The following is a 24,334-nucleotide window of genomic DNA, read 5'->3' on the forward strand; positions in this document are numbered from 1 at the left end:
ACATGTCGCGCTATTCTGCGTTCTCGATTTTCCGCAACGGCTTGTCCGGCCAGAAGAACTGGCAGCGCGCCTGGCGCGCCGCAGAGCCGAAGCCGGCTTACGATGTGATCGTCGTCGGCGGTGGCGGACACGGGCTGGCCACGGCCTTCTATCTCGCGGAGAATCACGGCATCCGCAATGTCGCCGTGCTGGAGAAGGGCTATATCGGCGGCGGCAATGTCGGCCGCAACACCACCGTCATCCGCTCCAATTACCTGCTCGACGGCAACACCCAGTTCTACGAATTCTCGGTCAAGCTGTGGGAAGGCCTGTCGCAGGCGCTGAATTTCAACGTCATGTTCTCGCAACGCGGCCAGATCGTCACCGCCCATTCGGCGGACCAGCTCGATACTTTCAGCCACCGTGCCAACGTCATGCGGCTAAACGGCATCGATGCCGACATACTCGATCGCGACGCAGTGCGGCGGCTGGTCCCTTATCTCGATTTTTCCGAAACGGCGCGATTTCCGATCCATGGCGCGATCCTGCAGGGCCGCGCCGGCACGGCCCGTCACGATGCTGTCGCCTGGGGCTATGCACGTGCCGCCGACGGCCATGGCGTCGACATCATCCAGAACTGCGAAGTGACCGGTTTTGTCCGGGACGGCGACAGGATAGTCGGCGTGGAGACGAGCAAGGGCCGGATCGGCGCCGGCAAGGTCGGTCTCGCTGTGGCCGGCCATACCTCCGTGCTCGGACAGAAGGCCGGCTTGGAACTGCCGATCGAAAGCCACGTGCTGCAGGCTTTCGTCACCGAGCCGCTGAAGCCGCTGGTCGACCATGTCGTCGCCTATGGCGCTGATCATTTCTATGTCAGCCAGTCCGACAAGGGTGGATTGGTTTTCGGCGGCAATCTCGACGGCTACAACTCCTACGCCCAGCGCGGCAATCTCGGCGTCGTGCGCGAGGTGGCCGAGGCCGCGATCGCGCTGATGCCCTGCATCTCACGCGTCAGGATGCTGCGCCATTGGGGCGGCGTAATGGACATGACGCCCGACGCCAGCCCGATCATCTGCCCGACACCGATCGACGGGCTCTATCTCAACGGCGGCTGGTGCTATGGCGGCTTCAAGGCGACGCCGGCTTCGGGCTGGTGCTTTGCGCATACGCTGGCGACCGGCAAGCCGCATCCATTGATCGCCGCCTACGGGCTCGACCGTTTCCGTTCCGGCCACACACTCGACGAGGCTGGCGCCGGCCCCTCCGCCTGGCTTCAATAAAGGGCAAGACAAATGCTTCGCATCGAATGTCCGTGCTGTGGCCCGCGCGACCATGACGAGTTCCGCTATGGCGGGGACGCTTCGGTCACGCGTCCAGGTCATGACGATCCGGACCCGGAGACCTGGTATCGCTATGTCTATGTCCGCAAAAACCCGCCCGGGCCGCACAGCGAGTTCTGGCAACATGTCGCCGGCTGCCGGCAATGGCTCGTCGTCAACCGCGACACCCGCGACCATTCCATCCTCTCCGTCGGCTTCGCCAGGACATAGAAGCATGAACTCGAATGACAGACGTTTGCCAGCAGGCGGCCGCATCGATCGTGCGCAACCGATTGGCTTCAGCTTCGATGGCCGCACGCTGAACGGCTACCAAGGCGACACGCTGGCTTCGGCTTTGCTGGCCAACGGGATCACACTCACCGGACGTAGCTTCAAATATCACCGGCCGCGCGGCATCTTCTCGGCCGGCCCCGAAGAACCGAACGCTCTGGTCACCCTCGGGAGTGGGGGACGGCGCGAACCGAACCTGCCGGCCACCACGCTCGAACTGGCGGAAGGCATGTCTGCCGAAAGCCAGAACCGCTGGCCGTCACTTGCCTTCGACCTGCAGAGCATCAACGGGCTGTTGGCGCCGTTCCTTTCCGCCGGCTTCTACTACAAGACCTTCATGGGACCGACGCGGCGCGCCTGGATGTTCTATGAGCATTTCATCCGCAGGGCGGCAGGCCTGGGCCGGGCTGGCACCGAGCCCGATCCCGGCCGTTACGAGATGCGCCACGCATTTGCCGACGTGGCGATCGTCGGCGGCGGCCCTGCTGGCCTTTCGGCGGCGCGCGCAGCGGCAAGCGCTGGCGCGAGCGTCGCCCTGATCGAGCAGGATTTCCTGCTCGGCGGCCAGCTGCTGTCGGAGCGCTCCGATGGCGAAGCGGCAGCCTGGCTGAAGATAATCGTGACCGAACTGGCAGGCCTGTCCAACGTCACCGTGTTGCGCAAGACGATGGCGTTCGGCACCTATGACGGCAACACCTTGGGTCTGATCGAACGAAACGACGATCCGGCGGTGGAAGGCGACGCACGGCAGGCCTTCACCATGCTTCGTGCAGGCTCCATCGTCTTGGCGGCCGGTGCCATCGAGCGGCCGCTGGTGTTCTCCAACAACGACCGGCCGGGTGTCATGCTGGCATCGGCCGCGCGGACCTACCTCAACCGGTTCGCCGTTCTGCCTGGGAGACGTATCCTCGTTGCCACCACCAATGACGGCGCCTATCGCACTGCCATCGACCTTGCCGCCGCCGGTGCGCAAGTGACAGTCGCAGATCAGCGCAGCGCCTCGCCTGCCGGTCTGATCGCGGAAGCGAAGCGCCTGAACATCGCGATCCGATCCGGGACCCGAATCGCCGATCTGCGTGGCGGCCATGCGGTCAGGGGCGCGAAGCTTACCGGGCCGGACGGCAATACGGAGATCCCTTGCGATCTCGTCTGCATGTCCGGCGGTTGGTCACCGACCGTGCATCTTACCGCGCATCTCGGTGTCAAACCCGTCTATCGCGACGATTTGGACGGCTTCATTCCCGGCGGCTTTCCGGCAGGGCATTTTGGCGCGGGCGCGATGATTGGCCGCTTCTCGACCACCAATGCCATCGAGGATGGACACCGCGCCGGCACCGATGCGGCAATCTTCTGCGGAAAATCTACAACGCCACCGCCCTCCGCGAGGCTCGATCTCGGCGAAACCGCAGCCGACGCGTTCCCTGCGATCTCCTTCGTTGGGCGCGGGAAAGCCTTCATCGATTTCCAAATGGATGTCACCACCAAGGACATCGAGCTTGCTCATCGCGAGGGTTATGAATCGGTCGAGCACCTGAAGCGCTACACCACGCTCGGCATGGGCACCGACCAGGGCAAGACCAGTAATTTTGCCGCACTTTCAGCGATGGCGGCGTTACGCCAAGAGACGATCCCGCAAACCGGAACCACGACCTTTCGTCCGCCATATGCACCGGTCGCCATCGGTGCGCTCGCCGGCCGCGCCGTCGGTCACCATTTCAAGCCGGTTCGCCGCACGCCGATGCACGACTGGCATATGGCGAATGGCGCAGAGATGCTCGAGGTGGGGCTGTGGATGCGTCCGTATTTCTATCGCGCCGCCGGCCGCGACGTGAATGAGGCCTACGTCGCCGAGATGCGCATGGTGCGCGGCGCCGCGGGTCTGATGGATATTTCCACCCTCGGCAAGGTCGACGTGCAAGGCCCGGACGCGGCCATTTTCCTCGACCGGGTCTATGCCAACGGCTTTGCCAAGCTGCCGGTCGGCCGCGCCCGCTACGGTGTCATGCTGCGCGATGACGGCATCGTCTTCGACGACGGCACGACCACGCGGCTCTCGGAAACGCGCTTCTTCATGACCACCTCGACCGCCAAGGCGGCCGATGTGCAGTCGCGGCTCGAATTCCTGCTCGACACCGCATGGCGGGAGTTGCGTGTCGCCGTCACCTCGGTCAGCGACGAATGGGCGGCGATGTCCCTTGCCGGCCCGAAGAGCCGGGATATCCTCACCGCCGCCTTTCCGGAGCTCGACGTTTCGAACGATGCGCTGCCGCATATGGGCGTCATCAAGGCCGTGTCCGAGGGACGGACGCTGCGTATCATCCGCCTCAGTTACTCCGGCGAGCGCGCCTATGAAATCTATGTCGCCGCGAGCCATGGCGAACGGCTCTGGAGCCGGCTGCTGGAAGTGGGTGGGCCGTTTGGCCTGAAACCCTACGGTGTCGAAGCGCTCGGCGCGCTGCGCGTCGAGAAAGGTCACGTCGCCGGGCCGGAGATCGATGGCCGCACCACGCTCGATGATCTTGGCCTTGGCCGCATGGCGAGCAAGCGCACCGGCTTCGTAGGTGAGGTCCTGCGGCATCGCCCGGCGTTTCAGGCTCCCGATCGCCAGCGTCTGGTTGGTTTGGAATGTGCCGAGGAGGGCAAGCGCCTGCGGGGCGGCGCCATTTTGTTCATGCCTGACGACACCATCGCCGGCCATGGGCGCGGCCGGATAACGTCGGTGACCTTCAGTCCGGAACTCGGCCGCTATGTCGGCCTGGCCCTGCTTGCCGGCGACGTCGCGGTCGAGGGGAGCGAAATCCTCGCCGCCTATCCGATGAAAGCCGAAATCGTTCGCGCGCGCGTCGTCTCGCCCGTCTTTCTGGATCCGAAGGGGGAGCGGCTGCATGGCTGAGGCCTTGGCATTGAATGAAGTCAATCTGTCGGTGGCCGATTGCCCGATCGTTCAGATCGAATCCTGGGATGGGATGCAGGCCCGATTTGAGTTGAGTGTTTCGCAATTGCTGGGCACCGCCCTGCCCGTCTCCGTCGGCGAGACGGCCCGTTGTGCCGACACGCTCATCGTCCGGGTCTCTCCGCGCCGCCTCTGGCTAGTGAGCGAGGCGGGTGCAAAACCACCGCCCCTGAAGATCGATGCCGGGCTGGGTTGTTCCGTCGACCTCGACGACGGACGGGTGCGCTTCAGATTGGGTGGCGCACACGTCCTGGATATTCTCTCCACTTGCATGGCCGTCGACTGGTGCTCGCCTGTCTCGGCTCCGGGCCGCGCGCTGCAAACGGCCTTTCATCACGTGCCGGTGCTCGTCCTGCGCACCGGCGAGACTGGCTGCGACATGATCGTGCCGCGAAGCTTTGCGCGCAGCCTTGCGGACTGGATCGCCGAAAGCGTCAGCAAGCGTTCTTCGCCTGGAATTAAAGCGCGAAATTGACTGCCCGCTGGCCGACAAGATGGAACCCTTTCCAACCGGGGATTTGGAAGTAATCACGTCGAGGATCGCTCGACAGAGGCTGTCGACCGCCAAAACCCACCAACAAAGCCATCCGGAGCCTCCGTTGAACGTTAGCCCCTGGAAACGAGATGGGTGTCCGCCTGTGGGCGCCAAGGAGACGTCTTTGCGACTTGCTCCTGGTTCTGGATGGTTCGCCTACCCTGGTGAGGTTCATAGAAAGCCGACAGTGCCTAACCAGCTCTTCATCAATACTTCACCATAGGGACAGCGGCTACGGAACCTTCCTGATTGCTGCGGACTTCTGGGATTCACTGCGAATCGAATGAAGAGGTCCCGCATGAAAGTCACCGCAGCAGGCATCGACCGCATTAAGATTGGCAATGCGGACGCAAGCGGCCAAAGCGCGCATTTCGTCGTTTGGCTTTATCTTCAGGTCGACGAAGGCGGTACACAGACAGGTCAGGAACTGGTGGTGTCGGTGCCGTACGATGCGCAGATGACGTTCGACGATCTCGCCACCCAGGCTTTCGAGAAGGCGCACACCATGCTTCGCGCCTGCTGCGAGATAGATGAGGCCATGTGGTGGAAGCAGTTCAACCGCAGCCTGGCGCCGCTGCCCGAATGGACGCCCGGCGCCCAGTAGTTGGCAGTGGCCCGAACCGAGCACTGAGGCTGGCGGGATTGCCCGATGCTGACCAATGCAGATCTGACCAATGCAGATCGCGGGATTCGACTTCGCATCGTCTGCTTCTGGTGCAAACCAACCGCCTCAATTGATCGCGAGATGACAGCTTTTGACACCAGGAGGTGGTTGGCTCACGTTCGATATCGAGGCGCATGACAGCCTCTTGGTAGGGCCGAGTGGCTGCCAAGATCAGATCTCCGTTGCCTCTGCTAGGCTGAGCGCATCTTCGACATTCACACCAAGATAACGAACCGTATTCGCGATCTTGGGCTTTCGACCGATTGCTTTCCTCGTCGATCCATCGTCCGGACTGCCAGATAAGCGTTGGTCTCCAAGGTGTGCCTTTTCTAAACTTTGCGCAGGGACACCAAGATTCGATTAAGTCTGGTCCTTTATCGTGCACCGATCGGAAGTTACGCCGGCTGAGATTCCACCTTGTCATTTGCCATTCATCAGCGCTTCCGCGCCTTCATGAGCTGGACCAGTCTTCCGGCAGTGATAGCCCTTGTCGTGCTGTTGATCGCGGGAGTTTTTGCCGACCATCAAAACAGCATTGTTGCCGAACAGGCATTGCGGGTTGACGTGGCGAAGGAGATGAACCTCGTTCGCGCCAATCTCGAGGGCAATGTCAATGGAGACCTTCAACTGGCGCGTGGTCTGATCGCGACGATCGTTACCGAACCGAATATGAGCCAAGCCCGCTTTGCCGAACTGGCAGAGAGCCTCTTTCGCGAGAAGACACGCCTCAGAAACATTGCCGCTGCCCCCGGCCTGGTCATCTCTTTGATGTATCCAATGGAGGGCAATGAAAAGGCCGTTGGATTGGACTTTCGCAAGGATGAAGACATGCGGGAAGCGGTACTTCGGGCACGCGATACCAAACAACTGGTGTTGGCCGGCCCCGTGCAGCTGAAGCAAGGAGGTCAGGCGTTTGTCGGCCGATTCCCGGTATTCCTTGATCGTGACCGCCCTACCGAGGCATTCTGGGGCATAGTGACCGCCGCAATCGACATTCAGAAGCTGTACGAGGACAGCGGTCTTTTAGACAAGAAACGGTCGATCGAGATCGCTCTGACGGGCAAGGACGCCCTGGGCCGAAGCGGCGCGCGATTTTTTGGTCCCGCGCGCGTGGCGGAAGACAATCCCGTCACCGCCGAGGTGCGGTTGCCGACAGGATCGTGGCAGATTTCCGCCATTCCCAAGGGGGGCTGGAACGCCACGCCCCGGAACGCTTGGATTTTGCGATTGGCAATGCTCATCGGCGGCGCTCTGGTCGTGGTTCCGATTGTCATTGCGGGGCGGCTTTTCGAGCAACGACATAAGCATTACGCCGATCTGCGCCGCAGCGAACGACGGCTTGCCCAGCTTTCAGAGAGGCTGGAGCTTGCGCTCGATGCTTCGCAAATTGGCGTTTGGGAACAGGATCTCGACTCCGACATCATATACTGGGACGACCGCCTGAACGAAATCTATGGAAAGCCGGCAGATGGCAAACCGAGGACCTTCGAAGAGTGGTCGAGATCGATCCATCCCGACGATTTCGAGCGGGCTAAGCGGGATTTCGCACAGGGGGTCGCGACCGGCATATACTCTTCGGAATATCGTGTGATGCTTCCCAATGGAGTTACTCGACATCTTCGCGCGCGTGCCAGGAGTTACAAGGACGGTACCGACCACAAAATGGTCGGAGCGGAATGGGACGTGACGGCGGACGTGGCCCTGACGCGGGAGTTGGAACGGGCAAAGAACCTCGCCGAAACGAGGAATGCACAGCTGGAGGCGGCGACGGCGCGCAACGAGCACGCAGCGCTTCATGATTCGCTGACCGGCCTTCCAAATCGCCGCCACCTCGACACCGTGCTTGATGCCCACGCCACCGTGTCGACGGCTGGCAGCGGCGCCGCGCTTCTGCATCTTGATCTCGATCGCTTTACACAGATCAACGACACGCTTGGCCATGCCGTCGGCGACGCCGTGCTGATCCATACCGCGAAGGTGCTGACATCGACTGTTGGGTCGGCGGATTTCGTTGCCAGAGTCGGAGGCGATGAGTTTGTCGTAGTCTGCAGCCGCGACATCTCGATAGACCAACTCAAGCAGTTGGCCGACCGGATCATACAGAGATTGCGGCAGCCGGTTCCCTATCAGGACCACCAGTGCCGTATTGGGGTCAGCATCGGGATCGCGGTCGATGCGGTCGGTCCTATCGACGGCCCACGCATGATGGTCAACGCGGACATAGCTCTCTATCGAGCCAAGGGGCGGGGACGCAATCGGTATGAGTTCTTCACCAAAGATCTCCAGTCCGAGATCGTTCGGACCAAACGGGTGGCCGATGAGATCCTCGGAGGGTTGGAACGCAACGAATTTGTTCCGCACTATCAGCTGCAGTTCGACGCCAAAACGTTAGAGGTTGCCGGCGTTGAGGCGCTGGCGCGCTGGAACCATCCGATCGACGGCCTCCAGCCACCAGGCCGGTTCCTAAAAATTGCGGACGAGTTGAATGTCGTTTCGATTATTGACCGACTGATACTCGAACAAACTCTCCGCGACTTTGATCAGTGGCAGAGAGCCCGGCTGTTGGTCCCGCGCGCTTCGGTGAACGTCTCTGCGAAACGGCTGCAGGACGAGGAGCTGATCAACAGTCTTGCGTCACTCTCGATAAAACCAGGAACCGTTTCTTTCGAGCTTCTTGAATCGATCTTCCTCGACGATAATGATGAGCTTGTGGTTTGGAACGTCAACCAGATCAAGGAACTTGGAATCGACATTGAAATTGACGATTTTGGCACCGGGCATGCCTCGATTGTCAGCTTGCTCAAACTTCAACCGCGACGGCTGAAAATTGCACGCCAGCTAATTAGTCCGATCGCCGAGTCAGCCCCGCAGCGCGAGGTCGTGGAATCGATTGTGCAGATTGGCAGGTCCTTGGGGGTCGAGGTCATCGCCGAAGGTGTCGAGACAATGCAGCAGGCCAAGATCCTCAAGGATTTGGGCTGCGACATCTTGCAAGGCTACGCGCTTAGCCGACCGATGAGCGCACGAGAGATCATGGAGTTCTTAAGCAGCCGGCGAATGCGCGCAGCATCCTGAGATTGACGCACGCCGGCGACAAGCATCACGGCTCCGGACTAATATGGAAGAACGTCCGCAAGGAGATAGCTCCGCAGCCTTCCGGAAGCGTCAAGGATAAAGCAGCCGGTTCGTGACCCGACTCCGAAGGCGTCGTGCAATTGACCATAAATGTCAGCAATAGCTGCCCGACTGATGGTCGACTGCTTTTGGGCCGACCGTCCACGGCAATAAGCTGAGTGCGTTGGACGAAGCGCCATCGAGATGAACGCATTGTGCACCGATGGTCAGTCTGGCCAGCCATAGGAATGCGCTTTGTCGGTGCGAATGCACGAACGGCCAACCCAATCGAAGTCTATTCGAAAGAGTAGGTGAATCCTTCCGCCGAGGCTCCGACGACAACTTTTGTCACTTTGCCCTCGAGCGAGCGATTGAGCACGCCGCGGCTGAGTTCCGGCAGCAGCGTGTTGGTGAGGATGGCGTCGATCATGCGCCCGCCAGATTCTATCTCGGTGCAGCGCGCCTTGACCATGTCCATGACACCGTCGCCGATTACAAGCTCGGCGTCGTTGCTTGCCTTGAGGCGCCGCGCGATCTTGCCGAACTGGTGTCTGGTGATCGCCTCGATCATCGCATCGGAAAGCGGATAGTAAGGGATTGTCACGACGCGGCCAAGGAAAGCGGCAGGAAACACTTTCAGCAGCGGACCACGCAAGGCGCTGTCCAGATCGTCGATGCCGGTGCGCAAGGTGCCGTTCTTCGTGCGGTCCATGATGACCTCGGAGCCGACATTCGACGTGAGCAGGATCAGCGTGTTCTTGAAGTCGATCCGACGGCCTTCGCTGTCATCCATCATACCCTTGTCGAAGACCTGGAAGAAGATCTCGTGCACGTCCGGATGCGCCTTCTCGACCTCATCGAGCAGGATCACCGAATAGGGCTTGCGCCGCACGGCCTCGGTCAGGATGCCGCCCTTGCCATAGCCGACATAACCGGGTGGCGCGCCCTTCAGCGTCGAGACCGTGTGCGCCTCCTGGAATTCGGACATGTTGATCGAAATAAGGTTCTGCTCGCCGCCATAAAGCGTTTCGGCCAGCGCCAGGGCTGTCTCGGTCTTGCCGACGCCGGACGGGCCGCAAAGCAGGAAGACGCCGACCGGCTTTTCCGGCGCGCCGAGGCCGGCGCGGCTGGTCTGGACGCGTCTCGCGATCATCTCCATGGCATGGTCCTGACCGACCACGCGCTCGGACAAGGTGGCGGCGAGATTGAGTGCCTTCTCGGTCTGGCTGGACAGCATCCGTCCCGTCGGGATGCCGGTCCAGTCCTGGACGACGGCCGCCACGGCATTGCGGTCGACCGACGGCAAGATCAACGGGGTCTCGCCCTGCGCCTCGGCAAGTTCCGCCATCAGTTCGCGCAGTCGGGCCAGATCAGCGGTGGCATCCGATGAAGAAGCAGGCTCATGAGCAGGACCGGGCTCCGTCTTCGCCGCTTTTGTTGTCGTTGACCTTGTCTTCGAGCCGCTGGGTTCAGCCGCCTCGGACTCCGGCGTTTTGGCCCCAGATGCCTTCTTTTCATGCGCTTCGGCCGCTGGCGCGTCGACAGGCTCGCCCGGAGCAGTTTCTCCGTTCTCCGCAACGTCAAGCGGCATGCCCTCGCCACGGAGTTTGGCGCGCAGGTCGAGAATCTCGGTCACAAGTGCCTTTTCCCGATCCCAGCGTGTTTGCGCTGCCGCAAGGGCGGTTTCGGTTTCCGCCAGCCCGGCTTCCACGCGAGCCTGTCTGTCGGTCACGTCGATGCCTATCGCCGCCTCGCGGCCAATGATGCCCTTCTCCACCTCGAGCGCCTGGCGGCGGCGCAGGATGTCCTCGACCTCGGCCGGCGTGGCGTGCTGCGAGACGGCAACGCGGGCGCAGGCGGTGTCGAGGAGGCTGACCGCCTTGTCCGGCAGCTGCCTGGCCGGGATGTAGCGGTGTGAAAGGGAAACCGAAGCCTCGATCGCCTCGTCAAGAATCTGCACTTGGTGGTGCTGCTCGAGAACGCCGGCGACACCGCGCAACATCAGCACGGCCACCGCTTCGGAAGGCTCTTCGACCTTGACCGTCTGGAACCGACGGGTCAGCGCCGGGTCCTTCTCGATATGCTGCTTGTATTCGGCCCACGTCGTGGCGGCGATCGTGCGAAGCTCGCCGCGCGCCAGGGCGGGCTTCAGGAGATTGGCCGCGTCGCCGGTTCCCGCCGCGCCGCCCGCGCCGATCAGTGTGTGCGCCTCGTCTATGAAAAGGATGATCGGCGTCCCTGAAGCCTGCACCTCGTCGATGACGGCCTTCAGCCGCTTTTCGAACTCGCCCTTGACGCTGGCACCAGCCTGCATCAGCCCGACATCGAGCATGCGCACGCTGACATTCTGAAGCGGCGGCGGCACGTCGCCCTCGGCGATGCGCAAGGCGAAGCCCTCGACAATCGCCGTCTTGCCGACACCTGCCTCTCCGGTCAGGATCGGATTGTTTTGCCGGCGCCGCATCAGGATATCGACGATCTGGCGGATTTCAGGATCGCGGCCGACGACCGGATCGATCTTGCCGTCACGGGCGCGCTGAGTAAGGTCGGTGGCGTATTTGGCGAGCGCCGAATCCCCGCCCGAGCCGCGTTTCAGCGGTGTTTCGGTGGCAGCGGCGGCGGGAGGCGAGCCAGCTTCGAGCGAGCCTTCAGTGACATCGGCTAAGCGGGCAATGACCCCGTCCGCGTCGATCTTGTCGAATTCAGCGCTGATCTTCGAAACCAGCCCTTCCAACACCGGTGTCTTCAGGCAGGCGAGAAGAATATGCGCGCTGCGTACCTCCTCGACACCGAATTCCAGCGTGGCCAGGTTCCAGCCTTCCTGTATTGCGTGGAAGATATGGTCGGAGAATTCCTCCACCGAGGTCGCGCCGTAGGGCAGCTTGTCGATGGCGCGGGTCATATCCGCCGTCAGCCGGCTGACATCCAGCCCGGCATCAGCGACGATCATCTGCACATCCGAGCGCTCGGACAGCACCAGTTGCTGGACGAAATGGGCGAGCTCGACATAGGGGTTGCCGCGCAGCTTGGCCGTGTCCGCCGCAGCCTTGAACGCGCGCACCCCCGTGGGATTGAGCTTCGCAACGAGTTCCTTGCGCTTGAAACTTTGCGACGACCGGCGCTGTTCCATCTGGACCTGCCCCCGAAATCTGCTGGCCATACCCTGCCATAGAAGCGGCTGCTTGACAAAGCCGTATGACGAGCGAGTTCTTCGGACCTTATCCGGGCGGCACCGCACGGTTACACAAACCTTGCACACTCCTGCAACGATTGCGGTCCGAACCATGCGAACCATTTTACATGCCTGGTCCGCCAGTCGCCCAACGGGTTTCGCCGAGAGATAAGTGAAGCATTCAGCTTCTGTTAGTTTTCGAGCATGTGTTCAATTGTCGTGGCGTGGGACCGATGATAACGTTGCGTCACATCGGAGTCACGGGGCCGCCTGCTGGGGGTACGTGTGATTGATCTAGCACTCTGGCTGAATCCTCTGGACGGTGCGAATCCGTCGGGAGAGGATTTACGCAACGACCCGGCTTTCCACGAGCTGGAGCGGCTCACGGAAGCCCAGCTCAAGGTCATCCACGACGGCGGCAACAAAGCTTCGCAGTCGACCATCTCGGTGGACTGGGCGGCCGTCCTCGAAAAAGCGGAAGAATTGCAGTCGCGCGGCCGGGATTTGCGCCTTCTGGTCATCGTCACGCGCGCTCTGGCCAATGAAGAGAGGCTCGCAGGCCTCGCCCAGGGGCTGACCCTGATCGCAAGGACTTTCGACCAGTATTGGGATACGATGCATCCGGCCTTGCGGACAGGTGCCACGCCGCGCGAGGCGGCGCTGCGACGCATCAATGCCTTGCTTGACCTCCAGAACGGCCAGGAAGGCCTGCTGGCGAACCTTAGGCAGACTGTCTTCTTCTCACCGCGCGCGATCGGGCCGATCAGCGGGCGAGATCTGGAACAGGCAGCGCTCGACGAGCGCGTCATGCTCCAGGAAGCTGCTTCCGGCCTTGGGACCGCCGAAAAGGCGGCGCTGACGGCCGCCCACAACCAGATGCTGAACCGGGTTCGCACAGGATGCGCGGCGCAGATCGATCAGGCCGCGGACACCGTCATGACACTTTTGGCCGATGCGCGCGCCGCGATTTCGGCGCTGGAGGCGGTGGATACCTCGCTCAATGCCCGCATCGACGGCAATGGCGCGGCCATTCCGGATTTGAAGAAATTCCTGCAGCGCATGCTGACGACGTTGGAGCGGAATTCCAGCGCCGGCGCCGTGGCCAACGGTGAGGCAAAGCCTGCCCCCCAGGCGTCTCAACCGGCATCGACGCCCCCCCGAAACGGTCATGGAGCCGAGACGATGGCAAGTGCGGCAAGCTCCGTGGAAGCCAGCACCGGCCTGCCTGACCGGATCAGCTCGCGCGACGAGGTCGTCAAATGCCTCGATCTGGTGGTCGCATTCTACGACCGCACGGAACCGTCAAGTCCTATCCCGCATCTCGCCCGGCGCGTGCGTCGGATGGTGCACATGGATTTCGTGGAACTGATGGAAGATCTCGCCCCGTCGGGGCTGAAGGAATTCCGGCTGCTTGCCGGTGTCCCCGATCCCAAGAAGCCGGCCCAGAAGGATGAAAGGTAACAGGCATGCCAGCAGAGAGCAAAGCGAAGGTCATCGAAAGAAACCGCGCCCCGCGCGTGCAGATCGCCTACGACGTCGAAACCTACGGCAGCCCGACGACGATCGAGTTGCCGTTCGTCATGGCTGTCATGGCCGACCTTTCCGGCGCCTCGCAGACCAAGGAAGCGTCAAAGTCGGTTCTGGATCGCAATTTCGTCGAAACCGACGCCAATCGCTTCCCCAAATTCATGGAAGCGATGGGACCGCGCGTGAAGGCGCGCGTGAAGAACACGTTGCCGCAAGCGGAAGGCGCCGAGCGGGACGAGGAACTGGCGATCGATCTCACCTTCTCCAAAATGGGTGATTTCGCGCCGGACAAGATCGCCGAGCAGGTGCCGCAACTGGCCGAGATCCTCAAGATGCGCCGTCAACTCGAGGAACTGCTGGGCTTCATGGATGGCCGCGTCGACGCCGAAAAGCGTATTGCGCAGCTTCTGAACAACGAGCCGCTGCTGAGCAAGATCGCCAGCCAGGCGATATCTGACGGCAAGGGCGAGGAGTAAGTCATGGCCGAACAGCAAAAGACCGCAGCCGCTACCGCCGAGGCGGAAGCCATCGATCTTGGCGAGTTCAGCGGCCTCCTTGAAAAGGATTTCAAGGTCAAGAAGGACGACAGTGAGAAGCTGCAGCAGTTGGTGCGCAACCTGGCGCTGGCCGCTCAGTCCCGTTCCGAGACGACGAGCATCTCGTCCAATGCGATCAAATCGATCAAATCGCTGATCGCGGGCATAGACAAGATGCTGACGACGCAGGTCAACGAGATCCTGCATGCCCCGGAAGTGCGGGAGATGGAAGGCACCTGGCGAGGTCTTTGGTACCTCATCAACAACACCGAGACGGATACCAAGCTGAAGATCCGGGTGATGAACATCTCCAAGGAGCAGTTGGCCGACACGCTGGAAGACTATGAAGGCCAGATGTGGGACCAGAGCCCGGTCTTCAAGAAAGTCTACACGGACGAGTATTCGATGCTGGGCGGCGAGCCGATCGGCTGCATCATCGGCGCCTACGAGTTCTCCAACCATCCGCGCGACGTCGGCCTGCTGCGCAACATATCCGGGGTCTGTGCCTCGGCGCATACGCCGTTCATCGCGGCCGCCTCGCCGCGGCTGTTCCGCATGGACAGCTGGCAGGAACTGCCGAACCCGCAAGACCTGCAGATGATCGTGAACAATCCGTCCTATGCCTCATGGCAGTCGCTGCGCGAGAGCGAGGACGCACGCTATATCGGGCTCACCATGCCGCGCGTGCTGGCACGCCTGCCCTACGGCTCGGAAACCGTTCCGGTGAAGGGCTTCACCTTCGAGGAAGAGGTGGGTGGCGACCACAACAAATATGTCTGGATGAACGCCGCTTTCCCGATGGGCGTGAACATCAACCGCAGCCACAAGCTGTATGGCTGGGGAACACAGATCCGCGGCGTCGAGAATGGCGGCACGGTGCTCAACCTGCCGGTTCACGCGTTCCCGACGGACGACGGTTCGATCGCAATGAAATGCCCGACCGAGGTCGCCATCGACGACCGGCGCGAGGCGGAACTGGCGAAGCTCGGCCTGATGCCGATCTTGCATCGCAAGAACACCGATCTCGCAGCCTTCATCGGCGCGCATTCGCTTCAGGATGACGAGACGCGCGCCGGGCGTCTGGTCGACCCCGACGCCCAGTCGAACGAACGGCTGAGCGCCAACCTGCCCTACCTCTTCCCGGTGTCGCGCTTCGCGCATTACCTCAAGGCGATCGCGCGCGACAAGATCGGCTCGTTCAAGGAACGCACCGACATGGAGATCTGGTTGACCGAATGGATCAACCGGTACGTGCTGGCCAATCCGGCCTTTGCCGACGACAAGGCGCGGGCCAAGCGCCCGCTTGCCGCGGCCGAGGTTCAGGTCGACAGCGTCGAAGGCCGGCCCGGTTACTACAATGCCCGTTTCTATCTGCGTCCGCACTACCAGTTGGAAGGCATCAACGCCTCCCTCCGGCTGGTGTCGGAACTGCCGTCGGTGAAGGGCTGAAATCGCAGCGAAGTCATCTTGTGTCGTTTGAACGCGGTGGAGAAAGACAATGCCTACCACAGAGAGAAGCGAGGCTCCTTCAATGAAGATTGATGGGTTTTTGAAAGTTCCGGATATCAAGGGCCCGAGCAAGCGCGATGGCCATGAAGATGAGATCGAAGTGCATGGCGTCGATTACAAGATGATGGCGCCCTACGATCCGAATTCGCTTTCGCGACGCGGCCGTGTGTCGATGGGAATGATCAAATTCTTCAAGCACTACGACAAGTCGTCGCCATATCTGAAGAAAGCCCTGTTCGAGAACAAGGCACTCGACGAGGTGGTGTTTTCGGCACGCCGCACTATTGACGGCGAGACCAGCGACTATCTGGTCGTGACGCTCTCCGACGCCTCGATCATGGAATACGATATGCGGCAGGCCGCCGACGAGGCGGACCTTATCGAGGAAGAAGTCAGCTTCGCCTACAAGAAGATCAAGTTCGTCTACGACAAGGACGACGAGATCGAAATGGACGTCTATGTCGGCAAGTGAGGCCAAGCGGCCCGGCGCGAAGGCGCAGTTTGCCGGCAGTTCGCGGGCAAAGCGCGAGGCGGTCCAGCCTTCCCTCTGGGACCGCCTCGTCAACGACTTGCCGGGGCTGACGTCGGAGATCGACGGGCTGCGCCGTCTGCTGGATGAGGAACTCGGCGACGCGCGCGTCGAGGCTTTTCTTGTCGGTAGCGCGCGCGCCATCGATACCGACGCCGAACTCACATCCGAGCAGAAACGGCGCCTGCACCGGCTGGCCTTTCAGACCGAGCATCGCGCCGAAGTCGAAAGCCGCGGCGTGGTCGTTTCGGCGCGCGTATTGAGAGAAGCCGTGCGGCGCGACATCGAGGCCCTGTTCAACACCGAGCGTTTCGAATCCGTACCGATGCTCTCCGACGCCGAACATGAACAGCCCCTGGACGAGCTGCCGTCGCTCGCCGACTTTCCGGAGGTACGCCGCAGCGTGGTCAATTATGGCGTGCCGTCCTTTTCCGGCCGCTCGTCGCGGGATTTCGACCGCGATGCGCTGGCGCGCGAAATCCGGGCGGTGCTCGCCACCTTCGAGCCGCGCCTGAAGGAGAGCGCCACGACCGTCAACGTCACGCTCGGCGACAAAAACGTCGGCCTCAAGATCGAGATCGACGCGGTGCTGATCATGGCCCCGACACCGGAGCGTATGCGGCTGCGCACCACGATCAATCTCGACAACGGCCTGGCACGAACCGAATTCCGGGAGACCTGAGATGGATCGGGTCTTCGTGGAGTATTACGAAGAAGAACTGACCCATATCCGGGCGCTAGCCGCGGAATTCGCCGACATGCATCCGGCGGTTGCCCGTAATCTTTCCCTCGATACGGTCCCATGTCCCGACCCTTATGTGGAACGCCTGCTTGACGGCGTGGCCTTCCTGGCCGCGCGCACCCGTCTGAAGGTCGACGCGGAGCGCTCGCGCTTCTCGCGCGCCGTGCTCGATGTGCTTTACCCGGATCTGGTGACGCCGGCGCCGGCGACGGCGATGGCTGTGCTGAAACCCGGCCAGCAGGTGCAGTCGATGATCACCGGCCACGCCGTCGCGCGCGGCACACGACTGGTCTCCGGCCTGCATCCAGGGCTTTCGACGCGCTCCACCTTCACCACCGCGCAGGAGGTCACGCTGTGGCCGATCGCCATCACCTCGGTCAACTATTTCCAGGATCGCAGCGCGCTCGCCGCCGCCGGAATCGCGCCGATCGGTGATGTGCGCGGCGAGGCGGCGTTTCGCGTCACCCTCGCCCGGACAGGAAAAGGCAAGCTCAGCGAGCTGTCGCTCGACCGTCTCGACCTTTATTTCGCCGGGCGTGCCAAGGCGCCGCTGCTTTTCGATGCAATCTTCGGCGCCTGCTCGGCCGTCGGCGCGCGGGCGCAAGGCAAGACCGATCGGTTATCGGCGCTGCCCGAGCCCGAAATGATCGGCATCCGCGACGACGAAGCGCTGATGCCGCGCACCCGTCCGACCTTCGAGGGCTATCGGCTGCTGCGCGAATATTTCATGATCCCGGAGCGCTTCCATTACGTGCGGGTCGCCGGCCTCCAGCCGGTGGTGCGCAAGTGCGATGCGGGGATCGAGATCATCTTCCTGTTCCGCCGTCCCGTGCCCGAGCTCGCGGATGTGACGGCCGCCGATTTCGAGTTGTTCGTGACGCCGGTCATCAATCTCTTCGAACGCGAATGCAACGTCATCGAGATCGATCCGCGCAAAACGCGTCAGGTTCTGCACGCCGACCGCACCCGCGCGCGGGATTTCGAGATCTTCCGGGTCTCCCGGGTCGAGGATGCCGACGCGGAGAGCGGCGAGGCGACAATTCCCGAATTGTTCAGCCTGGGGCAGAACAGCGGCAGCGGTTGGGTCTATTCGACCGAGCGACGGCCGCGCCGGGCCACGGAAGACGAGCGGCGCGAGGGCCTGACCCGCACCTCCTACACGGGCGACGATGTCTTTATCGCCGTCTCGCGCCCGGCAGGAAGCGCGCCAAACCGGCCGCTCAAGCGTCTAGACATCACGGCGCTCTGCACCAACCGCGACCTGCCGATCCTGGACGATACGCCGACGCTGACGCTGGAGACGGCCGATCCGGTCGAAGCGGTACGCTTGCTCGGGGCACTACGGGCGCCGCAGCCGGCAATCCCGGCGTCCCTGCCGGCCGGCGCCGAAGGCGAATCCCGCGCCGACAACCTCGCCTGGCGGCTGGTGGCGCAGCTCTCTCTCAACTTCCTCAGCCTTGCCCAGGAAGGCCGTGGCGTCGATCCGCTGCATGCCTTGCTCGACCTCTATGCCGATCGGGGCGATCCGGGCCTTGCCCGCAACGTGCATTCGATCGTCCGTATCGATTCGCGCCCGGTGATCGAGCGGCTCCAGATCGACGGGCCAATGTGTTTCGGACGCGGCACCGAGGTAACACTGCATGTCGACCAGTCCGTGCTGGCGGGTCAAAGCTCGCTGCTGCTTTCGGCCCTGCTTTCGCGGCTGTTCGCCCGCCATGCGGGGATAAACGGATTTGTGCGGACCCGCACGCGGTTGTTGCAGAGGCAGGAGGATGTGCCATGGCCGATGACGCCCGGCAATCGCTACCTGATCTAGAGGAGCCCGCAACGGTCGCAGCCGAACCGCTGTCGGAGGGCTTCGATTTTTTCGAGCTGCTGCGACGCCTGGAGCAGCGCCGTGGATTGTTCGGCCATTCCGGAACGGCCGACCGAGAGCCGGCGAGACTTGGCCAGCATGTGCGCCTGAGCTTCTCGGCCCGGGACGTCGTCAAGCTCCAGGACGCCGGGGGCAAGGCCCCGGCGCGGGTAACCGTCGCCAATCTCGGGCTGCTTGGACCGGAAGGACCGATGCCGTTGCATCTGACACGCTGGGTGCTCGACCGGCTGTCGCAGCGCTGGTTCACGGGGGCCGACGCCGAGCAGACCAGCGACACGACGTTCGTCGATTTCGTCAACATCCTGCAGCACCGCATGATGGCGCTTTACTACCGCGCCTGGGCTGACGCGCATCCGGCGGTTCAGGTCGAGCGTTCCGTCGGCGGGCGCGTTCGCGGCATGCTGGAGGCAATGTCCGGGATCGGCCTCCCCGGCACGCAGGATCCCGAACTAGACACTGTGCGACTGCGACAGGCCGGATCGCTCGCCAACCAGGTCGACGGCGTGGAGCGGCTTACCTTGTTTCTCGCCACCGCCTTCAAGGTACCGGTGCAGATCAAGGAATTCGTCGCCGCCTGGATCACCATACCGACGGCGCTGCAGACGCGTCTCGGCAAGGCCTATGCTGGTCTCGGACGCGGTGCGACGATTGGGCCGCGGGTCTTCAGCCGCCAAAGCAGGATCGAATTGCGCGTCGGCCCGCTCAGCCTTGACGACTTCAAGTCGTTCCTGCCCGGCGAACGGCGTCTTGGCCTTTTCAAGAAGGCGGTGAACGACATGATCGGCGAGACGCTCGACGTCGATCTGCGCATCGTGCTCGCGCGCGACGCCGTGCCGCCGCCACGGGTCGGGACTGTCCAGCTTGGCCGGACGGCCTGGCTGGCACGGCCCGCCGAAAAGGGTGACGCCGACGATCTCAGGTTGCGCACCATCGTGGGTTGGCGGCCGGAAATGGCGGAGGCGGCCGCATGAGCCTGCTGCTGACGCTGGAACAAGGGCCGCGCTCGCAAGTGGTCAGGCAGACCCGGCTGGACGAGGGCGAATTGGTGATCGGGCGCGGCGCCGATGCCGGCTGGCAGATCGACGACCCGGACATGTTCGTCTCGCGCGCGCATTGCAAGATCAGCGGCGACCGGGATGGCTATTTCGTTACCGACACGTCGAGCAGCGGATTGTTCGTCGACGATTCCGACAGCCCTCTAGGAGTTGGCCGGTCGATGCGGCTGCAGAGCGGCATGCGGCTGCGCATGGGCGACTATGTGGTCTATGTCGAGGTCCAATCCAAAGCGAGCCAGACGTCGATCGGCCCTGCCCCGGTCGCCAGCCATCCCATGCCTGCGTGGTCATCGCCGGGAGCGCGAACGCCGGCCAGCATCGGCGGCGACGACTTCTTCTCGGCCAAGGTCGAGGAAGAGCCGCGGCCGCCGCGCCCGGCGGATCTGCCGAACCCCTTCGAGCAGCCTGTTCCCGGGGCTTATGACCGCCCATCGAGCCAACGCAGTTCGCCCGCCTTTGACGATCCGTTCAGCCTCGACCCGGTGGCGACGCCGGACTCCAGCGGTGCCGCTGCTCCAGGTCAGCCAGATCCGTTCGGGTTTGGTGAAATGTCTTCGCGCAACGATGCGCCCGGGCATGCGGCAAAGCCGGCCAGCCTCGATGACGATTTCAGCTTTGGACCGGGCGTGACGCCGCCTCTCACCAACGGCGCCCACCTGGCAGGACGTGCGCACCATCAGGTTGAAAAGCCGCGAGCCGCGCATCCCTGGGATATGCCGGCGCAGGAAGCCGCGTCACCGCCGCCGCGCCGCGCCGTTCCAGCGTCAAAGCCGGCGCACCCCGCACGGCCTGCTTCCGCCGATATGGCGCTTCGTGCCGCATTCTTACGCGGGATGGGCGTCGACGAGGCCGATTTTCCCGGCCGCGATGCGATCGCCGAAATGGAAAAGTTCGGGCGCGAATACCGGCTGATGCTGGATGGCTTGATGCAACTCCTGCGCAAGCGCGCCGAGGAGAAGGGAAGCGCCCGCGTCGCCCAGACGGTGGTCGGTGCTTCCGAGGTCAACCCGCTTAAATTCCTGCCGACGGTGGAGGATGTCATCGTCACCATCATCTCTGAACGCAGTCCGGGCTTTCTCTCCGGCGAGGCGGCGATCAGCGACGCGGTAAGGGACCTTGCACAGCATCACGTACGCGCCTGGCGCGGCGTTCAGGCCGCACTTCGGCGCATGATCGACCGTTTTGATCCGGCCGTGATCGAGGAAGAGCTCAAATCGAATTCCGCCATCGGCAATCTGCTCTCCGGCGGGCGCAACGCCAAGCTGTGGGAGCTCTACCGGAAACGACATCGCGACATCGCCCAGAGTGCGGAATCGAGTTTCCTGGGCGAGATCGGCGCGGACTTCAGGGACGCATATGAAGAGGAGTAGGACATGATCGACAGGCGTGAATTCGTCGTTGCCCTCGGCGCTACGGGGCTGCTTGCGGCTTGCCAGAGCGGCCCGCCGAAACCATCGGTTATTTCGGTCAACGTGACCGGCGGCGCCGGCATGAATCCGGGACCGGGCGGCGGCGACCGGCCGGTGACGGTTCTGGTGATGCGGCTTGCCAGCACCGGCAAGTTCAACTCGGCCGACTATTTCGCGCTGCAGGGCAACGCGGGCTCGGCGCTCGGCGCCGACCTCATCGGCTCCGACGCGATCTCGGTCGCGCCTGGCAAGACCGCGGCCAAGACCATCACCGTCGAGCCGAACGCGACGGCGCTTGGCTTTGTGGCGCTGATCCGAGAGCCCGGCGGACGCAACTGGCGCACGACCAAGTCGGTGTCGCCTGGGTCGAAATTCACCATCAACGTCAGCCTCGGCAAGGGCGGCATTTCCGCCTAGCGGCAAAGCAGCAGATGGTTGCGTGCAGAGAGTAGCGGCATGAGCGATGCAAACAGGGTGCTGTGGTCGGAGGGCCTGTTTCTCAGAACCCAGCACTTCCAGCAGCAGGATCGGTTCTTCGAGGGCATGGTGCGCGGCGCATTGCAGGCCGGCCAGCTCCATACTTTCGGCTTCCAGCAACTGACCCTCGACCAATCGCTGCTCGACGCCGGCCAGGTCTCGATCGTGTCCGCCCGCGGCATTTTCCCGGACGGCACGCCTTTCTCCATCCCCGAACTGATGGATGCGCCGAAGCCGTTGCCGGTCACGGCCGACACCGGTGCCGGTCCGGTGTTGATCGCACTGCCGCTCGAGCCGCCCGGTGGCGTCGGATTCGACCCGGCGCATGCGGCATCGACGGGCGCGCGTTATCACGGCAAGGTCGTTTCAGTGCGCGACGCCGTCCAGAGCGGCGCCGATCCGGAAGAGATCGAGATCGCCCGGCCGCAAGCGACCCTGATTGCGCCCGGCAAATCGGTCGGCGGTTATACCGCCTTGCCGATCGCCGACATAAAAGGTGTGCGCGCCGACGGCGGCGTCTCGCTCGACGAGACGTTCCTGCCGCCGACGCTGATCACCGGCGCGGTCCACTGGTACCGGCAATTGCTGCAGGAGGTCGTCACCGGCCTCGACCAGATCGCCGAAGCGCATGGCAAGATGGTGATGGGCGGCGCCGGCCGCAGCGTCGAAGACCTTTTGATGCTGCACCTCGCCAATGCCGCTCGCCCAAGGCTTGCCCATATGCTTGCCCAGGACGTCTTCCATCCTGCCGAACTCTATCTCGAACTTGCTGGACTCGCCGGCGAGATGGCAACCTACGGCTCGAGTTCGCGGCGGCTCGGCGAACTGCCGGCCTACGACCACATGGCACCCGGCCCCCCCTATATGGCGCTGGCGGACGCCTTGCGTTCGCTCATCCTCAGCCTGCGCTACATCGAGCCGAAATCGCGCGCGCTGCCGGTGATGCGGCACGCGACCAACGTCTGGAAAGTGCGCATCGACAACCCGAAGCTTTTGGTCGCCAGCCGCATCGTCATCCGCGTCGGATCGGAACTGTCGGAAGACGCGCTGCGCAAGATCTTCGTCAACCAGGCGACAGTCGGCGCCGCCGATCAGTTCGAAGGGCTCTGGAAGTCCCGCCTGCCGGGCATTCCGCTGAAGCCGCTTCATTCGCAGCCCCGCGAGATTCCCTATGATGGCGACCGGCTGTGCCTGGAACTGGATCAGAAAAGCGAGCATTGGGCCTCGTTGCTCGACGCCCCCGGCTTCGTCATTGGCGTTTCCGGTGTCCTGCCGAGCGAGCCGCAGGTCGACTGCTATTCAGTGAACAGGTGAGGCCATGAGCCGGGATGATCCTTTCGGACTGTCGGAGGATCGCGAGCGCACCCGCATCAGGCTGTCGGGCGCCGCGCCACGGCCGATGGCGCCGCTGGTACCGGGCGCGCCGGTCAAAAGGGCGCGCGCTCATCCCAACACGCTCATCAACATCTTCGCGCCATTGCTCGAATTCGCGCCCGAGCTCGAAAGCGCGCTGGCGCCGGAGAACCCGGAAGTGATGCGGACGCGCCTGCTCGACGAACTGGTTCAGGCGCGCGACGCCGCGATGGCAGCGGGCTCCTCGCTGGAGCGCGCGGACCAGGCGGCCTGGGCCGTGGCGGCCTTGCTCGACGATCTCGCGCTCAACACGCCATGGGGCGGCGCCAGCGCCTGGCCGCGCCAGCCTCTGGTGGTCATGCTGCGCGGCGACGTCGATGCCGGCACCCAGTTCTTCACCCGCCTTGACGAGCTCGAGCGTCATCCGAACCGTGACCGCGAGATGCTGGAGCTTCAATACTACTGTCTGGCGCTCGGCTTCCGCGGCAAGTACCGGGTGCCCGGCCGCGCCGGTGACCGCTCGCTTAATGCCGTGCGTGTGGCAGCCGCGCGCTTCCTGCGCAATGCGGACGCCGAGGACGCGCCGCTGTCGCCAAACTGGAAAGGCGTCAGCGCTTCAGACGAGCCGCAGCGCTTCATCGTTCCGATCTGGGTGATGCCGCTTGCCGCGGTTGTCGTCGCCGCCGCCGCTTATATCGGTCTGTCGATGGGCTTGAGCGGCCAGGCGGTCGAACTCTCCGCGCTCGTGCGCACGCTGCCGCCGGCCTCACGTGGCGACGTCACCCGCGCCGCACCCAAGCAGGATGCTCCCGAACCTGAACCGCCACAGCCGGTGGATTTCGCGCTGCTGCCCGAGTTCAAGGCCGAAGCGCCGGCGAACCTCAAGGGCGCGCTCAGCGGCACCGAGAGCGTCTCGCTGGCCAAGCTGATCATCCAGTCCTCCAACCCCGAGCTCTTCCAATCCTCGCGGCCGACATTGTCCCAAGGCTATGAGCCGCTGATCGAGTCGATCGCCAAGGTAATCCTCGCCAATCAGGAGCTGATCGGAAACATCACAATCGTCGGTCATACCGACAATGTGCGCCTGCAACGGTCCAATCCGCTCGCGAGCAATCAGCGGCTTTCGGAGGCACGTGCTCAAACCATAGCGGAGATCCTGGTGCAGGCGGGAGTGCCTCAGGAGCGCATCCATTCCGAAGGCCGCGCCGACTCTGATCCGGTGGCCGACAACTCGACGCGCGAGGGCCGCGCGCTCAACCGGCGCGTCGAAGTCCTGGTCGAGAAGAGGCTCTGA

General features: G+C 63.1%; 18 protein-coding genes and 1 pseudogene. 17 read left to right on the top strand and 2 right to left on the bottom strand.

Annotated features, from left to right (window positions below; genetic code table 11):
- Positions 1-2: 2 nt before the first annotated feature.
- The 5 genes from FJ930_RS12235 (at position 3) to FJ930_RS12255 (ending at position 5,681) form a co-directional block, all read left to right on the top strand.
- Positions 3-1,259: a sarcosine oxidase subunit beta family protein gene (locus FJ930_RS12235; protein WP_141837853.1), complete on the top strand. Its 1,257-nt coding sequence runs from the start codon at positions 3-5 to the stop codon at positions 1,257-1,259.
- Positions 1,260-1,271: 12 nt separating this feature from the next.
- The gene (locus tag FJ930_RS12240) at positions 1,272-1,529 is read left to right on the top strand and encodes a sarcosine oxidase subunit delta (protein WP_141837856.1); all 258 of its coding nucleotides are present in this window, start codon (positions 1,272-1,274) and stop codon (positions 1,527-1,529) included.
- Positions 1,530-1,533: 4 nt separating this feature from the next.
- Positions 1,534-4,482, top strand: a complete 2,949-nt coding sequence (locus tag FJ930_RS12245; protein ID WP_141837858.1) for a sarcosine oxidase subunit alpha family protein — start codon at positions 1,534-1,536, stop codon at positions 4,480-4,482.
- Positions 4,475-5,017: a sarcosine oxidase subunit gamma family protein gene (locus tag FJ930_RS12250; protein WP_181763358.1), complete on the top strand. Its 543-nt coding sequence runs from the start codon at positions 4,475-4,477 to the stop codon at positions 5,015-5,017. The genes FJ930_RS12245 and FJ930_RS12250 overlap by 8 nt, the downstream gene beginning before the upstream one ends.
- 358 nt (positions 5,018-5,375) lie before the next feature.
- Complete coding sequence (locus tag FJ930_RS12255; RefSeq protein ID WP_140744477.1) at positions 5,376-5,681, top strand: hypothetical protein; 306 nt, start codon at positions 5,376-5,378, stop codon at positions 5,679-5,681.
- Positions 5,682-5,912: 231 nt separating this feature from the next.
- Here FJ930_RS12255 and FJ930_RS30825 read toward each other — a convergent pair.
- A pseudogene (locus FJ930_RS30825) lies at positions 5,913-5,990 on the bottom strand (integrase); the annotation flags it as partial.
- Between the two features lie 204 nt (positions 5,991-6,194).
- On the opposite strand from FJ930_RS30825, the gene FJ930_RS12260 reads away from it, so the two are divergent.
- Positions 6,195-8,816 (top strand): EAL domain-containing protein, encoded by a 2,622-nt coding sequence (locus FJ930_RS12260; protein ID WP_141837999.1) that lies wholly within the window; start codon positions 6,195-6,197, stop codon positions 8,814-8,816.
- Between the two features lie 334 nt (positions 8,817-9,150).
- Here the strand turns inward: FJ930_RS12260 and tssH are convergent, their stop codons facing one another.
- Positions 9,151-11,985: a type VI secretion system ATPase TssH gene (tssH, locus tag FJ930_RS12265; RefSeq protein WP_141837860.1), complete on the bottom strand. Its 2,835-nt coding sequence runs from the start codon at positions 11,983-11,985 to the stop codon at positions 9,151-9,153.
- Positions 11,986-12,312: 327 nt separating this feature from the next.
- Here tssH and tssA point away from each other — a divergent pair, with 327 nt between their 5' ends.
- The 11 genes from tssA (at position 12,313) to tssL (ending at position 24,334) form a co-directional block, all read left to right on the top strand.
- Complete coding sequence (gene tssA / locus FJ930_RS12270; RefSeq protein ID WP_140744475.1) at positions 12,313-13,488, top strand: type VI secretion system protein TssA; 1,176 nt, start codon at positions 12,313-12,315, stop codon at positions 13,486-13,488.
- Positions 13,489-13,493: 5 nt separating this feature from the next.
- On the top strand, positions 13,494-14,030 hold the full coding sequence (gene tssB, locus FJ930_RS12275; protein ID WP_140744474.1) for a type VI secretion system contractile sheath small subunit: 537 nt from the start codon (positions 13,494-13,496) through the stop codon (positions 14,028-14,030).
- A gap of 3 nt (positions 14,031-14,033) precedes the next feature.
- Entirely contained in the window at positions 14,034-15,539 is a 1,506-nt protein-coding gene (gene tssC / locus FJ930_RS12280) for a type VI secretion system contractile sheath large subunit (RefSeq protein ID WP_140744473.1), read from the top strand.
- A gap of 82 nt (positions 15,540-15,621) precedes the next feature.
- Positions 15,622-16,071, top strand: a complete 450-nt coding sequence (locus FJ930_RS12285) for an Hcp family type VI secretion system effector (protein WP_181176420.1) — start codon at positions 15,622-15,624, stop codon at positions 16,069-16,071.
- Positions 16,058-16,810, top strand: a complete 753-nt coding sequence (tssE, locus tag FJ930_RS12290; protein ID WP_141837862.1) for a type VI secretion system baseplate subunit TssE — start codon at positions 16,058-16,060, stop codon at positions 16,808-16,810. Before FJ930_RS12285 ends, tssE begins: the two co-directional genes overlap by 14 nt.
- A gap of 1 nt (position 16,811) precedes the next feature.
- Positions 16,812-18,686: a type VI secretion system baseplate subunit TssF gene (gene tssF, locus FJ930_RS12295; RefSeq protein WP_140744470.1), complete on the top strand. Its 1,875-nt coding sequence runs from the start codon at positions 16,812-16,814 to the stop codon at positions 18,684-18,686.
- On the top strand, positions 18,650-19,717 hold the full coding sequence (gene tssG / locus FJ930_RS12300; protein ID WP_141837864.1) for a type VI secretion system baseplate subunit TssG: 1,068 nt from the start codon (positions 18,650-18,652) through the stop codon (positions 19,715-19,717). Before tssF ends, tssG begins: the two co-directional genes overlap by 37 nt.
- On the top strand, positions 19,714-21,171 hold the full coding sequence (gene tagH / locus FJ930_RS12305) for a type VI secretion system-associated FHA domain protein TagH (RefSeq protein WP_141837866.1): 1,458 nt from the start codon (positions 19,714-19,716) through the stop codon (positions 21,169-21,171). The genes tssG and tagH overlap by 4 nt, the downstream gene beginning before the upstream one ends.
- A 3-nt stretch (positions 21,172-21,174) precedes the next feature.
- Positions 21,175-21,627, top strand: a complete 453-nt coding sequence (gene tssJ, locus FJ930_RS12310) for a type VI secretion system lipoprotein TssJ (protein ID WP_140744467.1) — start codon at positions 21,175-21,177, stop codon at positions 21,625-21,627.
- Between the two features lie 39 nt (positions 21,628-21,666).
- The gene (tssK, locus tag FJ930_RS12315) at positions 21,667-23,001 is read left to right on the top strand and encodes a type VI secretion system baseplate subunit TssK (protein ID WP_141837868.1); all 1,335 of its coding nucleotides are present in this window, start codon (positions 21,667-21,669) and stop codon (positions 22,999-23,001) included.
- A 4-nt stretch (positions 23,002-23,005) separates the two neighbouring features.
- The gene (gene tssL, locus FJ930_RS12320; RefSeq protein WP_141837871.1) at positions 23,006-24,334 is read left to right on the top strand and encodes a type VI secretion system protein TssL, long form; all 1,329 of its coding nucleotides are present in this window, start codon (positions 23,006-23,008) and stop codon (positions 24,332-24,334) included.

Source organism: Mesorhizobium sp. B2-4-15 (genome assembly GCF_006658505.1).
Lineage (GTDB): Bacteria > Pseudomonadota > Alphaproteobacteria > Rhizobiales > Rhizobiaceae > Mesorhizobium.